The following is an 18,797-nucleotide window of genomic DNA, read 5'->3' as shown; positions in this document are numbered from 1 at the left end:
CGAGGGTGCTCGTCACCCTCGGCCTCGTTGCGCTCGCGGTGTTCGCGATCGACCAGATCGCGAAGCACCTGGTCACGACGACCCTCACGCTCGGCGAGGACGTCCACGTCCTGGGCGACGTCCTGATCCTCCACTACGTGAAGAACCCGGGGGCGGCGTTCTCGCTCGCGAGCGGCTCGACCTGGATCTTCTCGATCATCGCCGCGTGCGTGGTCGTCGCGGTGATCTGGTTCGCCCGGCGCATCCGCTCGGCCGCCTGGGCGCTGTTCTTCGGGCTGCTGCTCGGCGGCACGCTCGGCAACCTGTTCGACCGTCTCTTCCGCGAGCCGTCCTTCGGCCTCGGACACGTCGTCGACTTCCTCTACACGCCGTGGCTGCTCCCGGCGATCTACAACATCGCCGACATCGCCATCTGCTCGGCGATGGCGATCTTCGTGATCCTGAGTCTGCGGGGCGTGAACCTCGACGGCACGCGCACGACGAAGGCGAGTGAGGCCGCCGCGGCCGAGGAGTCGTCCGACGCCGCGCGATCGGCCGACGACGCCGACGCGCCGCACGGCGAGCCGAGGCCCGGCGCCTGATGGTGCAGTCCCGCTCCTTGCCCGTCCCCGACGGGCTCGACGGCCTGCGCACCGACGCCGCCGTCGCCAAACTCCTGGGCTTCTCGCGCACCTTCGCCGCCGACGTCGCGGAGGCCGGGGGAGTGACGGCCGACGGCCGCGTCCTCGACAAGAGCGACCGGGTCGTCGCCGGCTCCTGGCTGACGGTGGAGTGGTCCCCGCGCGAGGAGCCGCGGATCGTCCCGATCGCGGTCCCCGACCTCGGCATCGTGCACGACGACGACGACATCGTCGTCATCGACAAGCCGGTCGGAGTCGCGGCGCATCCCGCGGTCGGCTGGGAGGGCCCCACGGTCCTCGGCGCTCTCGCGGCAGCCGGCTTCACGGTGTCCACGTCGGGAGCGGCCGAGCGTGCGGGCATCGTCCACCGCCTCGACGCCGGCACCAGCGGCCTCATGGTCGTCGCGAAGTCGGAGCGGGCCTACACCCACCTGAAGCGCGCGTTCCACGACCGCACGGTCGAGAAGGTCTACCACGCGGTGGTCCAGGGTCACCCGGATCCGCTCGCCGGCACGATCGACGCTCCGCTCGGACGGCACCCCTCCTCGGACTGGAAGTTCGCGGTGCGGGCCGACGGCAAGCCGTCCGTGACCCACTACGAGACCATCGAGGCCTTCCCGTTCGCCTCGCTGCTCGAGATCCACCTCGAGACCGGCCGCACCCACCAGATCCGGGTGCACATGGCCGCCCAGCGCCATCCGTGCGTCGGCGACGCGATGTACGGCGCCGATCCCACTCTGTCGGCCCGGCTCGGACTCACCCGACAGTGGCTCGACGCGGTGCGCCTGGGCTTCACCCACCCGGGCTCGGGGGAGTGGGTCGAGTTCCAGGCGTCCTATCCCGACGACCTCGCGCACGCGCTCTCAGTGCTGCGCGGGGAGTGATCCGCGGCGAGCGATCCGTCGCTCCCCGCCGTCCGGCCGTGCTCGCGCGGTTAGACTTTCCTACCGCGGTCACGACCCTCCCCGGGTCCCCGGTCCCCTCGCTCGCAGTCCGTCGGAGGCGCATCCTTGCCGAGTAACGATTCCTTCGTCCACCTCCACGTGCACAGCGAGTACTCGATGCTCGACGGTGCCGCGCGGGTGAAGCCGCTCATCGACGCGGCGGTCGAGGAGGGCATGCCCGCGATCGCCGTGACCGACCACGGCAACGTGTTCGGCGCCTTCGACTTCTGGCGCACGGCGACGGCAGCGGGTATCAAGCCGATCATCGGCACCGAGGCGTACCTCACCCCCGGCACGCACCGCTCGGACAAGACGCGGATCCGCTGGGGCGACGGCGGCGGCGACGACGTGTCCGGCTCCGGCGCCTACACCCACATGACGCTGCTGAGTTCGACGACGACGGGGATGCACAACCTCTTCCGGCTGTCCTCGCGGGCGTCGATCGAGGGCTACTACTTCAAGCCCCGCATGGACCGCGAGATCCTCTCGCAGTACTCAGAGGGCCTCATCGGCACGACCGGCTGCCCGAGCGGCGAGGTGCAGACGCGCCTGCGGCTGGGGCAGTACAAGGAGGCCCGGCAGGCGGCGGCGGACTACCGCGACATCTTCGGCAAGGAGAACTTCTTCGCCGAGATCATGGACCACGGCCTCGACATCGAGCGCCGGGTCATCGGCGACGTGATCCGGCTCGCCAAGGACCTCGACCTGCCGCTCGTCGCCACGAACGACCTCCACTACACGCACGCGCACGACGCGACCTCGCACGCGGCGCTGCTCTGCGTGCAGTCGGGCACCACCCTCGACGACCCCAAGCGCTTCAAGTTCGACGCCGACGAGTTCTACCTCAAGTCGCCCCGCGAGATGCGGCAGGTCTTCCGCGACCACCCGGAGGCGTGCGACAACACCCTCCTCATCGCGGAGCGCTGCGATGTGCAGTTCGACACGAGCGCGAACTACATGCCGCGCTTCCCGGTGCCGGAGGGGGAGACCGAGGACACCTGGTTCGTCAAGGAGGTCGAGGCGGGACTGCGCGAGCGCTACCCCGACGGCATCTCCGACGAGGTCCGCGCCCGGGCCGATTACGAGACGCAGGTCATCCTGCAGATGGGCTTCCCCGGCTACTTCCTCGTCGTCGCCGACTTCATCAACTGGTCCAAGCGCAACGGGATCCGCGTGGGTCCCGGCCGAGGATCCGGCGCCGGCTCGATGGCCGCGTACGCGATGAAGATCACCGACCTCGATCCGCTGCGTCACGGCCTGATCTTCGAGCGGTTCCTGAACCCCGATCGCGTCTCCATGCCCGACTTCGACGTCGACTTCGACGACCGTCGCCGCGGCGAGGTCATCCGGTACGTGACCGACAAGTACGGCGACGAGCGCGTCGCGCAGATCGTCACCTACGGCACCATCAAGGCGAAGCAGGCGCTCAAGGACGCCTCGCGCGTGCTGGGCTTCCCGTTCGGCATGGGGGAGAAGCTGACCAAGGCGATGCCCCCCGCGATCATGGGCAAGGACATCCCCCTCAGTGGCATCAACGACCCCGCGCACGCCCGCTACAAGGAAGCGGTCGACGTCCGGAACGTGATCGCCGAGGACCCCCAGGCCAAGCTCGTCTTCGACACCGCGCTCGGACTCGAGAACCTGAAGCGGCAGTGGGGCGTGCACGCCGCGGGCGTCATCATGTCGAGCGATCCGCTGCTCGACATCATCCCGATCATGAAGCGGGAGCAGGACGGCCAGATCGTCACGCAGTTCGACTACCCCGCGTGCGAGTCCCTCGGCCTGATCAAGATGGACTTCCTGGGGCTGCGCAACCTCACGATCATCGACGACGCGCTCGACAACATCCGGGCCAACCGCGGGCAGGACCTCGTGCTCGAGGACCTCGAGCTCGACGACCCCGCGGCCTACGAGCTCCTCGCCCGCGGCGACACCCTCGGCGTGTTCCAGCTCGACGGCGGCCCCATGCGCGGGCTCCTGCGGCTGATGAAGCCCGACAACTTCGAGGACATCTCGGCCGTGCTGGCGCTCTACCGTCCTGGTCCGATGGGCGCCGACTCCCACACGAACTACGCGCTGCGCAAGAACGGCGTCCAGCCGATCACTCCGATCCACCCCAAGCTCGAGGAACCGCTCGCGGAGGTGCTCGGCGGCACCTACGGACTGATCGTGTACCAGGAGCAGGTCATGTCGATCGCGCAGAAGCTCGCGGGCTTCACGCTCGCGCAGGCCGACCTGCTGCGGCGCGCGATGGGCAAGAAGAAGAAGTCCGAGCTGGACAAGCAGTTCGAGGGCTTCTCGGGCGGCATGACCGCCAACGGGTACTCCATGGAGGCCGTCAAGACGCTCTGGGACATCCTGCTGCCGTTCTCGGACTACGCCTTCAACAAGGCGCACTCGGCCGCCTACGGCGTCGTCTCGTACTGGACGGCCTACCTCAAGGCGCACTACCCCGCGGAGTACATGGCGGCGCTGCTGACGAGCGTCGGCGACTCCAAGGACAAGATGGCGGCGTACCTCAACGAGTGCCGCCGGATGGGCATCAAGGTGCTGCCGCCGGACGTCAACGAGTCCATCGGCTTCTTCACCGCGGTCGGGACCGACATCCGCTTCGGCCTGGGCGCCGTCCGCAACGTCGGCACGAACGTCGTCGAGGGCATCCGCGCGGCACGGGAGGAGAAGGGGCGCTTCGAGACGTTCCACGACTTCCTCCGCAAGGTGCCGATGCAGGCGACCAACAAGCGCACCATCGAGTCGCTGATCAAGGCCGGCGCGTTCGACTCGCTCGGATCCACACGCCGTGCGCTCGTCGAGATCCACGAGGACGCCGTCGAGGCGGCCGTCGGCGAGAAGCGGAACGAGGCCAACGGACAGGTCGGCTTCGACTTCGACAGCCTCTGGGACGAACCGCAGGCGGCGGTCCAGGTGCCCGAGCGGCCCGAGTGGGCCAAGCGCGACAAGCTCGCCTTCGAGCGGGACATGCTCGGCCTCTACGTGTCGGACCACCCGCTCGCGGGCCTCGAGACGGAACTCGCCAAGCACTACAGCACGACCATCGCCGATCTCCTCGTGTCGGAGACCATCGGCGACGGCGAGACGGTCGTCGTCGCCGGGCTCGTCACGAGCGTCCAGCACCGCATGGCGAAGACCTCGGGCAACCAGTACGGGATGATCCAGGTCGAGGACTTCGGCGGCGAGATCACCTGCATGTTCATGGGCAAGGCGTACCAGGAGTTCGCTCCCGCGCTCACCAACGACTCCATCGTGGTCGTCCGCGGCCGCGTCAGCATGCGCGACGACGGCATGAACCTGCACGCCTTCAGCCTCTTCGCCCCCGAGATGAACCAGGACGGCGACTCCGGGCCGCTGACCGTCTCCCTGCCCGAGTCCCGCGCGACGACCGACACCGTCTCGCAGCTCAGCGACGTGCTCATCCGCCACTCCGGCTCGACCGAGGTGCGGCTGAAGCTCATCAAGGGCGACACGGCCCGCGTCTTCGAAGTGCCGTTCCCTGTCCGGATCACCCCCGACCTGTTCGGAGAGCTGAAGTCCCTGCTGGGGCCCAACTGCCTGTACTGAGTCGGATTCCGAGCCGGTCCCTGCCCGGCCCGGCGCGGTCCGCTGTGCTTATTGCGAGCCGGTCCCTGCCCGGCCCGGCGCGGTCGGCTTCGCGACGGGGTGCGTCGCGTGGAGCGGGGTGCGTTCGGCTACGGCGATCCGCTGGCACGCGGATCACCGGTTCGCCTCGGGGGTGCTGCGAGGTGGGGAGGCGCGCCTGCGGCGGCGCGGCTCTGTGCGCCTCCCGACGAATGGCGCCGGCTCCCCCTTTGCTGGTCGAGTAGCCGCGGAGCGGCGTATCGAGACCCTTGCACCCGCGCAGCGGATCCCAGGAGACCCCGTCCTGCTCGTCGGCACCGACGCGACTTCGCTCCGCTGCCCGTAGATGATCTGCCCGCGATGTCCCGGAGCGACCGGCGACAGCCCGCGAGCAGAGCCGCCCAGCGGCGCCGCAGCGCCGGAGGGCGGCGGGGGCGGCCGATAGACTGGGGCGGCCATGATCCAGACTCTCGACCTCCGCGGCCGTCGTCCCTCCGCCGCCGAGCTGCTCGCCCTCGTGCCGCGCAACCCGGGTACCTCCGCCGACGTCGGACCGATCGTCGCCGAGCTCATCGCCGACGTCCGAGCCCGCGGTGCGGAGGCGCTCCTCGACCAGTCCGAGCGACTCGACGGAGTCCGTCAGCCGCACCTGCGGGTGCCGGCCGAGCACATCGCCGCCGCCGTCCGCGACCTCGATCCGGCCATCCGCTCGGCCCTCGACGAGGCGATCTCCCGGGTGCGCAGCGCGAGCGCCGCGCAGATCCCGCCCGAGCGCACCACCGTGCTCGACGACGGCGCGACCGTGGTCCAGCGCTGGACGCCGGTCGCCCGCGCGGGCCTCTACGTCCCCGGCGGCAAGGCCGTGTACCCCTCGAGCGTCGTGATGAACGTCGTCCCGGCTCAGGCCGCAGGCGTCGAGTCCATCGCGATCGTCTCCCCGCCGCAGAAGGCGTTCGGCGGCGCCGTTCACCCGACGATCCTGGCGGCAGCGGGTCTCCTCGGCGTCGACGAGGTCTACGCCGCAGGCGGCGCGGGCGCCGTTGCCGCCCTGGCCTACGGTGTCGAGTCGATCGGCCTCGAGCCCGTCGGCATGATCACCGGCCCCGGCAACATCTGGGTCACGACCGCGAAGCGCCAGGTGCTCGGCCAGGTCGGGATCGACTCCGAGGCCGGCCCGACGGAGATCCTCGTCATCGCCGACTCCACCGGCGATCCCCGTCTGATCGCGGCCGACCTGGTCAGCCAGGCCGAGCACGACGAGGCGGCCTCGGCCGTGCTGGTCACGGACGACGCCGAGCTGGCCCGCGCGGTCGGCGCGGAGGTCGAGCGTCAGGCCGCGACGACCCACCACTCCGCGCGCGTGGCGATCGCGCTCGACGGTCCCCAGTCGGCACTCGTCATCGTGGACGACCTCGAGACCGCCTGCGCCTTCAGCGACGCCTACGGCCCCGAGCACCTCGAGCTGCACACGAGCGACCCCGAGGCGACCGCCGCGCTCATCCACGACGCGGGCGCGATCTTCCTCGGCCCCACGGCGCCGGTCAGCCTCGGCGACTACCTGGCCGGCTCCAACCACGTGCTGCCCACGATGGGCCAGGCGCGGTTCTCCTCCGGTCTGGGCGCCTACACGTTCCTGCGCCCGCAGCAGCTCATCAGCTACGACCGCGGCGCCCTCGCTCGCGTCGCCCCGCACATCCGCGCGCTCAGCGACGCCGAGGCGCTCCCCGCGCACGGCGACGCCGTCGACGCGCGCTTCGCCTGACCCGAGAGGCACTCCGCGATGTTCTGCCCGTTCTGCCGGCACCCCGACTCCCGGGTGATCGACTCGCGCACCAGCGACGACGGCCTCTCGATCCGACGCCGGCGCCAGTGCCCCTCGTGCGGTCGCCGCTTCTCGACCACCGAGACCGCCAGCCTCGTCGTGATCAAGCGCAGCGGAGTGGTCGAGCCGTTCAGCCGCGAGAAGATCGTCAGCGGCGTGCGGAAGGCCTGCCAGGGCCGCCCCGTCACCGATTCCGATCTCGCGGTGCTCGCCCAGCGGGTGGAGGAGAGCATCCGCTCCACCGGCGCCTCGCAGATCGACGCGAACGACATCGGCCTCGCGATCCTCGCACCGCTGCGCGAGCTCGACGAGGTCGCGTACCTGCGCTTCGCGAGCGTGTACCAGGCCTTCGACTCGCTCGACGACTTCGACTCGGCCATCACCCTCCTGCGCGCCGAGCGCAGCGGGCCTGCGCGTGACGTCGAGGAGCTCTGATGGCCGCCGTCTACCCGCTCCTGTTCCGCACGGTCCTGCGGCGCATCGATCCGGAGCGCGCGCATCACCTCGCCTTCCCGGTCATCCGCGGCCTCGCCCTCGTCGCGCCCCTCGCGCGCCGCTTCACGATGCCGAAGCACGACACCTCGGTCGAGACCCTCGGGCTGCGCTTCGCGACGCCGTTCGGAGTCGCCGCCGGCTTCGACAAGAACGCCACGGCCGTCCTGGGGCTGGGCGCGCTGGGCTTCGGGCACGTGGAGGTGGGCACGATCACGGCCCGCCCCCAGCCCGGCAACGACAGACCGCGCCTCTTCCGCCTCGTCGCGGACCGCGCCGTCATCAACCGGATGGGCTTCAACAACCTCGGGGCGCGGGCGGCCGCGGGTCGACTGGCCCGACTCCGCGGGGTCCGCGGGCGTCCGGTCATCGGCGTCAACATCGGCAAGAGCCGCGCGGTCGACGTCGACGACGCGATCGAGGACTACCTGATCAGCGCCCGGATGCTGGCGCCACTCGCCGACTACCTGGTCGTCAACGTGAGTTCTCCGAACACCCCCGGCCTGCGCGGGCTGCAGGAGATCGACAAGCTGGAGCCGCTGCTCGCCGCAGTGAAGGACGCGGCCGACACGACTCCGCTGCTCGTGAAGATCGCCCCCGACCTCTCCGACGACGAGGTCGTGCGCGTCGCCGAGCTCGCCGTGCGCCTCGGGCTCGACGGCGTCATCGCCACGAACACGACCCTCTCCCGCGAGGGCCTCGAGACGGCCGCCTCCGTCGTCGACGCCGCCGGTGCCGGAGGGCTCTCGGGAGCCCCGCTCGCCGCCCGCTCGCTCGCCGTCCTCCGCGTGATCCGCGCCGTCGTCCCCGCGGAGTTCTGCGTCGTCTCGGTCGGAGGCGTCGAGACCGCCGCCGACGTGCAGGAGCGTCTCGCCGCCGGCGCCACCCTCGTCCAGGGCTACACCGCGTTCATCTACGAGGGCCCCCTGTGGGCTGCGAAGGTGAATCGCGCGCTGCGCTGATCCCGAGCCGGTCCCTGCCCGCGGTGCTGATCCCGAGCCGGTCCCTGCCCGGCTCGGCGCAGTCGGCCTTCCGAGGCGGTCGCGTCCTGCAGAGCGTCTTGCGCTCGGCTAGGGCGATTCGCTGACACGCGAATCACCCGTTCGCCTCCGCAAGATCTCCTCGCCGAAGACCGAACAGAGGTTATCGGTCGGACGCGTCTCGTGCTCCGCAGAGCTCTGCTCTCGGACCTCGACCGTGAGCTCGACTTCCCGACGTCGACGGATGTCGGAGGTGCTGCGAGGAGAGCAGAGGGCAGCCGCCCGACGACTCCATCATGTCGCCGTTGGAGACGGTGGAGATCAGGAAATCGACGGCATCCCGGTTGGAGGGAGCGACGACCGCTACGAAGCTCGTCGCTCCGTCGTCACTGCCCGTCCCGCGGCCGAGTCACCTCACCACTCGGGCGCGAGAAGACGAACGGTCGATCCGCGTGCCAGCGGATCGACCTAGTCGGAGGCGAGACGCTCCTCGGAACGCGACCCCCTGCTCAGCCGACTGCGGCGAGGCCGCAGGCCGAGCAAGCGAGCACCAGTTTTCCGAGCGAGCGCTACGCGCTCACTCGGGGAACGCCCCGCGCTTCACCTGGGGCTTGGGGAGGCGCATGACGCGGAGCTGGAGGGCGCGCATCGCGGCGTACCAGCGGATGCCCTTCTCGACCTTGTCGGCTCCGTAGCGCTCCCCGAGCTTCTTCCGCATGCGCATGCCGAGCAGCACGCAGTCGAGCACGGCGACGAGGAAGAACGCCCAGAGGACGATGAGCGTGACGTACTGGAGCTCTGGCTGCGGGAAGAAGCTCAGCAGCAGGACGACGACCATCACGGGGATGAGGAACTCGCCTAGGCTGAAGCGCGCGTCGACCCAGTCGCGCACGAACTTGCGCTGCGGGCCCTTGTCGCGCAGCGGCAGGTAGCGCTGGTCACCGGCGGCGAGGCCGATCCGGGCCTGCTCGCGCGCCACGGCGGCCTTCTCGCGGGCGTCGCGCGCGGCCTGCTTGCGATCGGTCGTCACGAGCGGACGCTGGTTGGCGAGCTCGCGCTCGCGCCGGGTCGGCGTCGGCCGCCCCTTGCCGGTCGACGGGGCCGAGTCGGCGTCGTCGGGCGTGTCGGTTGCGATCGGGTGCTTGGCCACGGTGAACGTCCTTGGAATCGAGGGTCTCTTAAGATTACCTGCATGGCCCACGACGCTCCGACTCCGACGTCCACTCTCCCAGCAGCCGAGGAGGCGGTCCTGGCCGCCGTCCGCGACGACCTGCCGCGCTCGCTCGCGGAGCTCGGGCGCCTCGTGCGCATCCCCTCCGTCTCGTGGGACGGCTTCGACGCCACGCGGGTGGCCGCGAGCGCCGAGGCGATCGCCGAGCTCGCCCGCGAGACCGGGGCCTTCGAGGACGTGTCGATCCGCCGGTCGACGATCGGCGACTCGGGAGTCCTCGGGCAGCCGGCCGTCCTCGCCACCCGTGCCGCGCGCAACGGCGCTCCCACGGTCCTCCTCTACGCGCACCACGACGTCCAGCCGCAGGGCGCCGAGACCTCGTGGGAGACCCCTCCGTTCGAGCCGACCGTGCGCGGCGACCGCCTCTACGGCCGGGGCGCGGCCGACGACAAGGCCGGAGTGGTGTCCCACCTCGCCGCCGTCCGCGCGCTGCGCGAGGTGGCGGGTGACGACCACGACCTCGGCCTCGTGCTCTTCATCGAGGGCGAGGAGGAGTTCGGCTCGCGGTCGTTCCCGACCTTCCTCCGCGAGCACCACGACGCCCTGCGCGCCGACGTCATCGTCGTCGCCGACAGCGACAACTGGGACGTGGACACTCCGTCGCTGACCGTGGGTCTGCGCGGCAACGTCACCTTCACGCTCACCGTCCGGACCCTCGACCACGCCTCCCACTCCGGGATGCTCGGCGGAGCGGTCCCGGATGCGATGCTCGCGACGGTGCGCCTGCTCTCCACCCTGTGGAACGAGGACGGCTCGGTCGCCGTCGACGGTCTGCGCGAGCACGACGGCGCCGTCCCCGAGATCACCGAGGGCGACCTCCGCCGCGACGCCGGCCTGCTCGACGGCGTCTCGCCGATCGGCTCCGGCCCCTTCCTCTCGCGGATCTGGTCCAAGCCGTCGATCACGGTCACGGGGATCGACGCCCCGAGCGTCGTGGACGCCTCCAACACCCTGAGCCCCTCCGTGCGGGTCAAGATCAGCGCGCGCATCGCCCCCGGCCAGGAGGCGCCCGAGGGCTTCGCCGCGCTCGAGCGCCACCTGCGCGATCAGGCTCCGTTCGGCGCCCACCTCGAGATCGACGACGTCGACACGGGGGAGGCCTTCCTCGTCGACACCTCGGGCTGGGCCGTGGGCCTCGTCAAGCAGGCGATGGCGGACGCCTGGGGCCGCGACGCGCTGGAGACGAGCGCGGGAGGCAGCATCCCCTTCATCGCCGACCTCGTCCGGGAGTTCCCGGCCGCCCAGATCCTGGTGACCGGCGTGGAGGACCCCGACTCGCGCGCGCACAGCCCCAACGAGTCCCTCCACCTCGGCGTCTTCAAGCGGGCCGCGCAGACGGAGGCGCTCTTCCTGCTGCGCGCGGCGGCCCACCGCGGCTGACGCGGCCGCACGGATCCGGAATACCCGGCTCCGCGGAGCAGTTGCCACCGTAGAATCGTGTGGCATCACCGACGGCAGCACGCCGTCCCCCCGACGCCACGCCGTCATCACCGCACCGACCCCCTCGAGGAGTGACATGTCCGACACGACATCGACCGTCGACCAGAAGACCGCGCACGGCGTCTCGATGACCCCCGTCGCCGCCGCGAAGGTCAAGAGCCTCCTCGAGCAGGAGGGCCGCGACGACCTGCGCCTGCGCGTCGCCGTCCAGCCCGGTGGCTGCTCGGGTCTCATCTACCAGCTCTACTTCGACGAGCGCACCCTCGACGGCGATGCGGCGGTCGAGTTCGAGGGCGTCGGCCTCGTCGTCGACAAGATGAGCGTCCCGTACCTCGACGGCGCCTCGATCGACTTCGAGGACACCATCCAGAAGCAGGGCTTCACCATCGACAACCCCAACGCGGGCGGCAGCTGCGCCTGCGGCGACAGCTTCCACTGATCGGCGGCGGCGACACGCCGCTCCAGCACCTCCCGGACGGCGTCCAACGGCTCGCAGAAGCGGGCGGTCGGGCGCCGTCTGTCGTTCTTCGCACCCTCGGCCGCGGAGGTCAAGAGCGGACGGCGGTGCACTCCGGTCCCGACGGGGAAGGTAGGCTGGAGCCGGTCTAATACAGTTTCGTGTGAACTGGTCCCCAGTCTTCCGAAAGGTCACCGGTGCGCTTCAATCGCCGTCTCCGCAGATGGGTCGCTGCCCCCGTTGCAGGAGCCCTCGCCCTCGTTCTCGCGGGCTGCACGCAGGAGCAGCTCCAGGGCTGGCTCCCCACCGAACCCGGCACGACGAACCACGTCGACCGGGTCATCGGGCTCTGGGTCACCTCCTGGATCGTCCTCCTCGCCGTCGGCGTCGTCACGTGGGGGCTCACGATCTGGGCCGTCGTCGTGTACCGGCGCCGGAAGGGCCAGACGGGCCTCCCGGTGCAGCTGCGCTACAACATGCCGATCGAGATCTTCTACACGATCGTGCCGCTGATCCTGGTGATCGGCTTCTTCGCCTTCACCGCCCGCGATCAGGCGGCGATCGAGGAGCCCTACGAGAACCCCGACGAGACCATCCAGGTCTACGGCAAGCAGTGGGCGTGGGACTTCAACTACGTCGACGAGGACGTGTACTCCGCCGGCATCCAGGGCCAGTACGAGTCCTCCGACGGCGACGCCAACGGCTCGCTCGTCGAGTCCGAGGTGCCCACCCTCTACCTGCCCGTCGGCGAGAAGATCAAGATCCAGCTCGACGCCCGCGATGTCATCCACTCCTTCTGGGTCGTCGACTTCCTCTACAAGAAGGACATGATCCCCGGCAAGACGAACTACATGTACGTCACGCCGCTCAAGGAGGGCACGTACGCCGGCAAGTGCGCCGAGCTCTGCGGCGAGTACCACTCCGCGATGCTCTTCAACGTCGAGGTCGTCGACCGAGACACGTACGACGACTACATCCAGTCGCTGCGCGACGCGGGCCAGACCGGCCAGCTCGGCGCGGAGTACGACCGCAACAGCAACCTTCCCGGAACCGGTGCGCCGGTCCGCACCGAGAACGAGGAGTAGGGGAGCATGAGCACCGCCACCGCACCCGCCCCGTCGTCCCGCACCTTCGGCACCCCGCCCGTCGAGCGCAAGGCGAACGTCCTCGTTCGCTGGATGACGTCCACCGACCACAAGGTCATCGGGTACATGTACCTGATCACGTCGTTCATCTACTTCTGCATCGCAGGAGTGATGGCACTGGTGATCCGTGCCCAGCTCTTCCAGCCGGGCCTGGCCGTCGTCGAGACGCGCGAGCAGTACAACCAGCTGTTCACCATGCACGGCACGATCATGCTGCTGATGTTCGCGACGCCGCTGTTCGCCGGCTTCGCCAACGTCCTGATGCCGCTGCAGATCGGTGCCCCCGACGTCGCCTTCCCGCGACTGAACGCCTTCGCCTACTGGCTCTACAGCTTCGGCTCGCTCATCGCGGTCGCCGGCTTCGTCACCCCGCAGGGCGCCGCCTCGTTCGGATGGTTCGCCTACGCGCCGTTGTCGAGCACGACGTTCTCGCCAGGGTTGGGCGGCAATCTCTGGGTCTTCGGCCTGGGCCTGTCCGGCTTCGGCACGATCCTCGGCGCGGTGAACTTCATCACCACGATCATCACCATGCGCGCTCCGGGCATGACGATGTTCCGCATGCCGATCTTCACCTGGAACATCCTCGTGACGTCGATCCTCGTGCTGCTGGCCTTCCCGGTCCTCGCCGCGGCGATGTTCGCCCTCGGTGCCGACCGCGTCTTCGACGCCCACATCTACGACGCGGCCAACGGCGGCGTCCTGCTCTGGCAGCACCTGTTCTGGTTCTTCGGCCACCCCGAGGTCTACATCATCGCGCTGCCGTTCTTCGGCATCGTGTCCGAGGTCTTCCCGGTCTTCAGCCGCAAGCCGATCTTCGGCTACAAGACGCTGATCTACGCGACGATCGCCATCGCGGCGCTGTCCGTGACGGTCTGGGCGCACCACATGTACGTCACCGGCTCGGTGCTCCTGCCGTTCTTCTCGCTGATGACGATGCTCATCGCGGTCCCGACCGGCGTGAAGATCTTCAACTGGATCGGCACCATGTGGCGCGGGTCGGTCACGTTCGAGACCCCGATGATCTGGGCGATCGGCTTCCTGATCACCTTCACCTTCGGTGGCCTCACCGGCGTGATCCTGGCGTCCCCGCCGCTCGACTTCCACGTGTCCGACTCGTACTTCGTGGTCGCGCACTTCCACTACGTCGTGTTCGGCACCGTCGTGTTCGCGATGTTCTCGGGCTTCTACTTCTGGTGGCCCAAGTGGACCGGCAAGATGCTGAACGAGACCCTGGGCAAGTGGCACTTCTGGCTGCTGTTCATCGGCTTCCACACCACGTTCCTCATCCAGCACTGGCTCGGCGTCGTGGGCATGCCCCGCCGCTACGCGAGCTACCTCCCCGAGGACGGCTTCACCTGGATGAATCAGCTGTCGACGATCGGAGCGATGATCCTCGCGGTCTCGCTGATCCCGTTCTTCCTCAACGTGTACATCACGGCCCGCAAGGCGCCGAAGGTCACCGTGAACGACCCGTGGGGCTTCTCGCGCTCGCTCGAGTGGGCCACCTCGTGCCCGCCGCCCCGCCACAACTTCACGTCCATCCCGCGCATCCGCAGCGAGGCTCCGGCCTTCGACCTGAACCACCCCGAGGCCGGCATCCCCGTCGGAATCGGTCCGGCGAAGGACGCTCCGGACGCCCCCACGTACGACAAGTCCGAAGGCACGGTGAAGTAGGGCCATGCGCGCCAACGTCAATCTGTTCTGGCTCCTGTCCGGCTTCTTCCTCCTCGCGGCCGTCGCGTACACCGTCTGGTCGCTCATCGACACCGAGCAGGTGGAGTGGGTCGGGACCGTCGGCATCACCCTCTCAGCCGTGCTGGGTGCGTTCATCGCGTTCTACGTCGGTCGCGTGCACAAGGCGCAGGGTGCCGAACTGCCCGAGGACCGCCTCGACGCCGACATCGACGACGGGGACCCGGAGCTCGGCTTCTTCAGCCCCTGGAGCTGGTGGCCGCTGATCCTCGGCGGTGCCGCGGCTCTGGCGTTCCTCGGCCTCGCCGTCGGCATCTGGATCACCTACATCGCGGCCGGCATCTTCCTGATCGCGATCACGGGCTGGGTCTACGAGTACTACCGCGGATACTTCGCCCGCTAGGCAGAGGGCATCGGCTGAGGGCCGGGCGCACGGGAGCGACAGGTCCCGGCACCCGGCCCTTTCGCTGTGCTTGGCAGGGCCCGCTGCGCGGTCGAGCGGCGACCGAGGTGCACGGAATGCTCGGCGCCACGTTACGCGTCATGTCAGCGAGCAGTTCGCCGTCGACGGAGGAACGGTCAGGGTCCGACCGTGTGGTCGCCGCGGCGCCGTGGGCCCTCAACTGTGGGGCCGTGAGTGAGCCCGACGGCCGCCTCCAGGGCCTCCTGGACCTGTCAGCGCCACCTGGTGTGCTCGGAAGGCAGGAACGCGGACGGCGGTGGCCACGACGGTGGGCGGTGGCACGGCGGAGACGTGGACGAGCGGTCACCGGGTGAGCGCCCTCTCGCGCGCCCTGTCGACGTCGGATCCTCATTCCATGCCCCGGATCGACGAGAGCCGACGGCCAGAACTTGTTCGACGCCGACGGGAGCATCGAGCACGCCACACCGTGTCGGCCGCGTGGGAATCATGTTCGGCGGAGGCAAATGGACCCTTCAGAAGGGTTGGTGGGCCGTCCCTCCGGTGTTCATCCACTCGTGAGCAAGGACGCTGACTCCAGGCTTCCCTGGTCATCAGTGACTCGCTGGCCGCCGGTGCGGATGCCCCCGGGCATCGACCACCCCCATCGTGCCGCGTGACGCCGCCGTAGCCGAGATCCGGAGGCTCACGGCGACCGGGGACCGCAATCTACTGATGGTCGGCCGCGCGACGACCTGGAACCCGCTGCTGCGCGAGGGCCTCGTCGACGAGCTGATCGTGCTCGTCAGGAGCCGGACTCGCCCGAGACGGCTCCTCTGTCTGCTTCGGGCCGCCCAGTCCGGGCTTCGGCTCGTCGACGCCAGGCCGCTCTCCGACTCCCGGCTCGAGCGCCTCCGCTCACGGCGTCGGCACCGATGGATCGCAGCATCGACAACCACCACCTGGCGCCCTCACCGGGCCGTCATACGACCGGCCGAGTACCACCGCCACGGCGACTCCGTCCCGACGATCACCTGCCCGGCTCTGAGAGCCGATCCGACTGCAGTGATGACGACGAACCACAGGCGCAGGTGTCATCGCGACTCGCGGCGGAGGGCGACGGGGGAGAAGCGCGGAGTTCGCCCGGGAACGACGAAGGGCCCGGACGACGGATCGTCCGGGCCCTTCGGGGGAGGGAGGTCAGTGCTCGCTGTGCGAGCTCTCGAGCTCCTTCTGGGTGACGGGGGTGATGCGGTCCTCGAAGAACCAGCGGGAGAGACCGGCACGCACGCGCTGCGGGGCGGTGATGCGTCCACGCGAGTTCGGGCGGATCATCAGCGGCTCGTACTCGTCCTGGCTGACCAGCTTCCAGCGCTCGTACTCGTCGAGCTGCTGGTGCACCTCGATGAACTCGCCGCCCGGGAGGCGGACGATGCGGCCGGACTCGAAGCCGTGCAGGGCGATCTCGCGGTCCTTCTTCTGCAGGGCGAGGCAGATGCGCTTCGTGATGAAGTACGCGACGAAGGGGCCGACGATCAGGCAGAACTGCAGGGCGTGGATGACGCCCTCCATCGTGAGGTGGAAGTGCGTGGCGATGATGTCCGAGGACGCAGCAGCCCAGAGGACCGCGTAGAACGTGACTCCGGCGGCACCGATCGCCGTGCGGGTCGCGGCGTTGCGCGGGCGGTCGAGCAGGTGGTGCTCGCGCTTGTCACCGGTGATCCACGCCTCGAGGAAGGGGTAGAGCATGACCGCGACGATGAACAGACCCAGGCCGACGAGCGGGATGAGGATGTTGAACGACAGCGTGCCGAGGCCCGGGATGGCCCACTCGAGTCCCGGCGGGACGAGGCGCAGCGCACCGTCCGCGAAGCCGATGTACCAGTCGGGCTGGGTGCCGGCGGACACGGGCGAGGGGTCGTAGGGGCCGTAGTTCCAGATCGGGTTGATCGTGAACAGCGACGCGATGAGGACGACGACACCGAAGACGATGAAGAAGAATCCACCGGCCTTCGCGGCGTAGACCGGGAGCACCGGGTAGCCGACGACGTTCTGCTCGGTCTTGCCCGCACCGGGGAACTGGGTGTGCTTGTGGACGACCACGAACACGAGGTGCAGGGCGATGAACGCGAGCACAAGGGCCGGCAGCAGCAGGATGTGCAGGGTGTACAGGCGGCCGACGATGTCGGTGCCCGGGAACTCGCCGCCGAAGAGCAGGAACGAGATCCAGGTGCCGACGACCGGGATGCCCTTGACCATGCCGTCGATGATGCGGAGGCCGTTGCCCGACAGCAGGTCGTCGGGGAGGGAGTAGCCGGTGAAGCCCTCGGCCATCGCGAGGATGAAGAGGACGAAGCCGATGACCCAGTTGAGCTCGCGCGGCTTGCGGAACGCGCCGGTGAAGAAGATGCGCAGCATGTGGAGGCCGATCGAGGCCACGAACAGCAGCGCCGCCCAGTGGTGGATCTGGCGCATCAGCAGGCCGCCGCGGATGTCGAACGAGATGTCGAGCGACGAGGCCATCGCCGCGGACATCTCGATGCCCTTCATCGGGAGGTAGCTGCCCTCGTAGTGCGTCTCGACCATGGACGCCTGGAAGAAGAACGTGAGGAACGTGCCCGACAGCAGGATGATGACGAAGCTGTAGAGCGCGACCTCGCCGAGGAGGAAGGACCAGTGGTCGGGGAAGATCTTGCGGCCGAACTCCTTGACGACGGCCGAGATGCTCGTCCGCTCGTCGATGTAGTTCGACGCTGCTCCGACGTAGCCCTTCTGCAGCTTGCCGCTGCCGAGGATGACGCCGTCGTCGTTGCCCTGGGGCGACGACGAGGGTCGTGACGGTGTGGTGGTGGACATGTGAGTCATCGCTCCCAGAAGGACGGTCCGACGGGCTCCGTGAAGTCGCTCTGCGCGACCAGATAGCCCTCGTCGTCGACGGTGATGGGCAGCTGCGGAAGCGGGCGCTTCGCCGGGCCGAAGATGACGGCAGCCTCGTGCTTGATGTCGAACTGCGACTGGTGGCACGGGCACAGCAGGTGGTGGGTCTGCTGCTCGTACAGCGCCACAGGGCAGCCGACGTGCGTGCAGATCTTCGAATAGGCGACGATTCCGTCGTAGTTCCAGGTCTCTCGACCCTCGCTGACGACGAGGTCCTCGGGCTTCAGGCGCATCAGGAGGACGGAGGCCTTGGCCTTCTCCTCGAGCTTGCCCTCGACCTGCTCGAGGCCTTCGGGGATGACGTGGAAGGCGGAGCCCAGGGTGACGTCCGATGCGAGGATCGGGGCACCGGAGGGGTCCAGCGTGAGCCGGGTCCCCTCCTTCCACATGGTGGTCTTGAGGAGGGCGACCGGGTTCTGGTCCTGCGGACCGAGGCCGCGGAACAGGATGACCGCCGGCAGCGGGAAGACGACCAGCGAGGCGATCAGGCTGTTCCGGATGACGGAGCGGCGGCCGAAGCCGGACTCCTTGTCGGACTGGTCGAAGATCTCGAGGGCGCGGGCCCGGGTGTCCTCCGACGAGCGGACCGGGTGGCGGATGTCGATGCCCTCGTGGTCGGACATCAGCTGCTTGCCCCAGTGGACAGCGGCGATGCCGATCGCGAGCAGGGCGAGGGACATGCCCAGGCCGATGAACAGCGTGTTCAGGCGGACGGACTCGATCTCCTCCGTGATGGGGAAGGCCATGTACGCGGCGACCGCGAACAGGGATCCCGCGAAGGAGAGGTAGAAGAGCGTGTACACCGTGCGCTCGGCACGCTTCTCGACCTTGGGGTCGAGATCGGTCATCCGGGGGCGGTGCGGCGGGAGTCCCGGGTCCTGGACCCGGCCCCGTGTGACGACCGCGGTGCCGGCCGGAGCCGAACCGTGCCCGGTGGCCGACGAGGTGGCGAGGTCCGTGCCACCCTCATCGTGCTCTGCCATGGTTCTCCTTTTCACGCCTATCGGCTCCGGTCGGAGCCGTGGGGGTTGTCACGCCCG

At 69.3% G+C, this 18,797-nt stretch carries 14 protein-coding genes; 11 read left to right on the top strand and 3 right to left on the bottom strand.

Translation table 11 applies throughout. The features are described 5' to 3' along the window. Positions 1–5: 5 nt before the first annotated feature. The 6 genes from lspA to C1I63_RS15210 all read left to right on the top strand — a co-directional run bounded on the left by lspA (position 6) and on the right by C1I63_RS15210 (position 8,437). A complete protein-coding gene (lspA, locus tag C1I63_RS15235; RefSeq protein WP_107575315.1) occupies positions 6–581 on the top strand; it encodes a signal peptidase II in 576 nt (191 codons plus the stop codon). A gap of 2 nt (positions 582–583) precedes the next feature. Further along, entirely contained in the window at positions 584–1,504 is a 921-nt protein-coding gene (locus tag C1I63_RS15230) for an RluA family pseudouridine synthase (protein ID WP_107575896.1), read from the top strand. A 177-nt stretch (positions 1,505–1,681) separates the two neighbouring features. Further along, on the top strand, positions 1,682–5,143 hold the full coding sequence (gene dnaE, locus C1I63_RS15225; protein WP_244907223.1) for a DNA polymerase III subunit alpha: 3,462 nt from the start codon (positions 1,682–1,684) through the stop codon (positions 5,141–5,143). A 475-nt stretch (positions 5,144–5,618) separates the two neighbouring features. After that, the gene (gene hisD, locus C1I63_RS15220) at positions 5,619–6,923 is read left to right on the top strand and encodes a histidinol dehydrogenase (RefSeq protein ID WP_107575313.1); all 1,305 of its coding nucleotides are present in this window, start codon (positions 5,619–5,621) and stop codon (positions 6,921–6,923) included. 18 nt (positions 6,924–6,941) lie between these two features. Next, complete coding sequence (gene nrdR / locus C1I63_RS15215) at positions 6,942–7,418, top strand: transcriptional regulator NrdR (protein ID WP_055791651.1); 477 nt, start codon at positions 6,942–6,944, stop codon at positions 7,416–7,418. After that, positions 7,418–8,437 (top strand): quinone-dependent dihydroorotate dehydrogenase, encoded by a 1,020-nt coding sequence (locus C1I63_RS15210; RefSeq protein ID WP_107575312.1) that lies wholly within the window; start codon positions 7,418–7,420, stop codon positions 8,435–8,437. Before nrdR ends, C1I63_RS15210 begins: the two co-directional genes overlap by 1 nt. 595 nt (positions 8,438–9,032) lie before the next feature. Here C1I63_RS15210 and C1I63_RS15205 read toward each other — a convergent pair. Next, entirely contained in the window at positions 9,033–9,605 is a 573-nt protein-coding gene (locus C1I63_RS15205) for a DUF3043 domain-containing protein (protein WP_082481389.1), read from the bottom strand. A 42-nt stretch (positions 9,606–9,647) separates the two neighbouring features. Between C1I63_RS15205 and C1I63_RS15200 the strand changes: the two genes are divergently transcribed. The 5 genes from C1I63_RS15200 to C1I63_RS15180 all read left to right on the top strand — a co-directional run bounded on the left by C1I63_RS15200 (position 9,648) and on the right by C1I63_RS15180 (position 14,823). Continuing rightward, positions 9,648–11,066 carry a dipeptidase gene (locus C1I63_RS15200; RefSeq protein ID WP_107575311.1) on the top strand — a complete coding sequence of 473 codons (1,419 nt, stop codon included), beginning with the start codon at positions 9,648–9,650 and terminating at the stop codon, positions 11,064–11,066. A 136-nt stretch (positions 11,067–11,202) separates the two neighbouring features. Continuing rightward, positions 11,203–11,565, top strand: a complete 363-nt coding sequence (gene erpA, locus C1I63_RS15195; RefSeq protein WP_055791660.1) for an iron-sulfur cluster insertion protein ErpA — start codon at positions 11,203–11,205, stop codon at positions 11,563–11,565. A gap of 215 nt (positions 11,566–11,780) precedes the next feature. Then, positions 11,781–12,668 (top strand): aa3-type cytochrome oxidase subunit II, encoded by an 888-nt coding sequence (gene ctaC / locus C1I63_RS15190; RefSeq protein WP_055791662.1) that lies wholly within the window; start codon positions 11,781–11,783, stop codon positions 12,666–12,668. Positions 12,669–12,674: 6 nt separating this feature from the next. Beyond that, on the top strand, positions 12,675–14,402 hold the full coding sequence (gene ctaD, locus C1I63_RS15185; protein WP_055791665.1) for an aa3-type cytochrome oxidase subunit I: 1,728 nt from the start codon (positions 12,675–12,677) through the stop codon (positions 14,400–14,402). A gap of 4 nt (positions 14,403–14,406) precedes the next feature. Next, positions 14,407–14,823 carry a cytochrome c oxidase subunit 4 gene (locus C1I63_RS15180; RefSeq protein ID WP_055791667.1) on the top strand — a complete coding sequence of 139 codons (417 nt, stop codon included), beginning with the start codon at positions 14,407–14,409 and terminating at the stop codon, positions 14,821–14,823. A 1,197-nt stretch (positions 14,824–16,020) separates the two neighbouring features. On the opposite strand, the gene qcrB is transcribed toward C1I63_RS15180, so the two are convergent. Then, positions 16,021–17,676, bottom strand: a complete 1,656-nt coding sequence (gene qcrB / locus C1I63_RS15175; RefSeq protein WP_055791671.1) for a cytochrome bc1 complex cytochrome b subunit — start codon at positions 17,674–17,676, stop codon at positions 16,021–16,023. A gap of 5 nt (positions 17,677–17,681) precedes the next feature. Beyond that, on the bottom strand, positions 17,682–18,740 hold the full coding sequence (gene qcrA / locus C1I63_RS15170) for a cytochrome bc1 complex Rieske iron-sulfur subunit (protein ID WP_055791673.1): 1,059 nt from the start codon (positions 18,738–18,740) through the stop codon (positions 17,682–17,684). Positions 18,741–18,797: the final 57 nt, after the last annotated feature.

The organism is Rathayibacter caricis DSM 15933, assembly GCF_003044275.1.
Lineage (GTDB): Bacteria > Actinomycetota > Actinomycetes > Actinomycetales > Microbacteriaceae > Rathayibacter > Rathayibacter caricis.
This window is presented reverse-complemented; position numbering and strand designations above follow the sequence as displayed.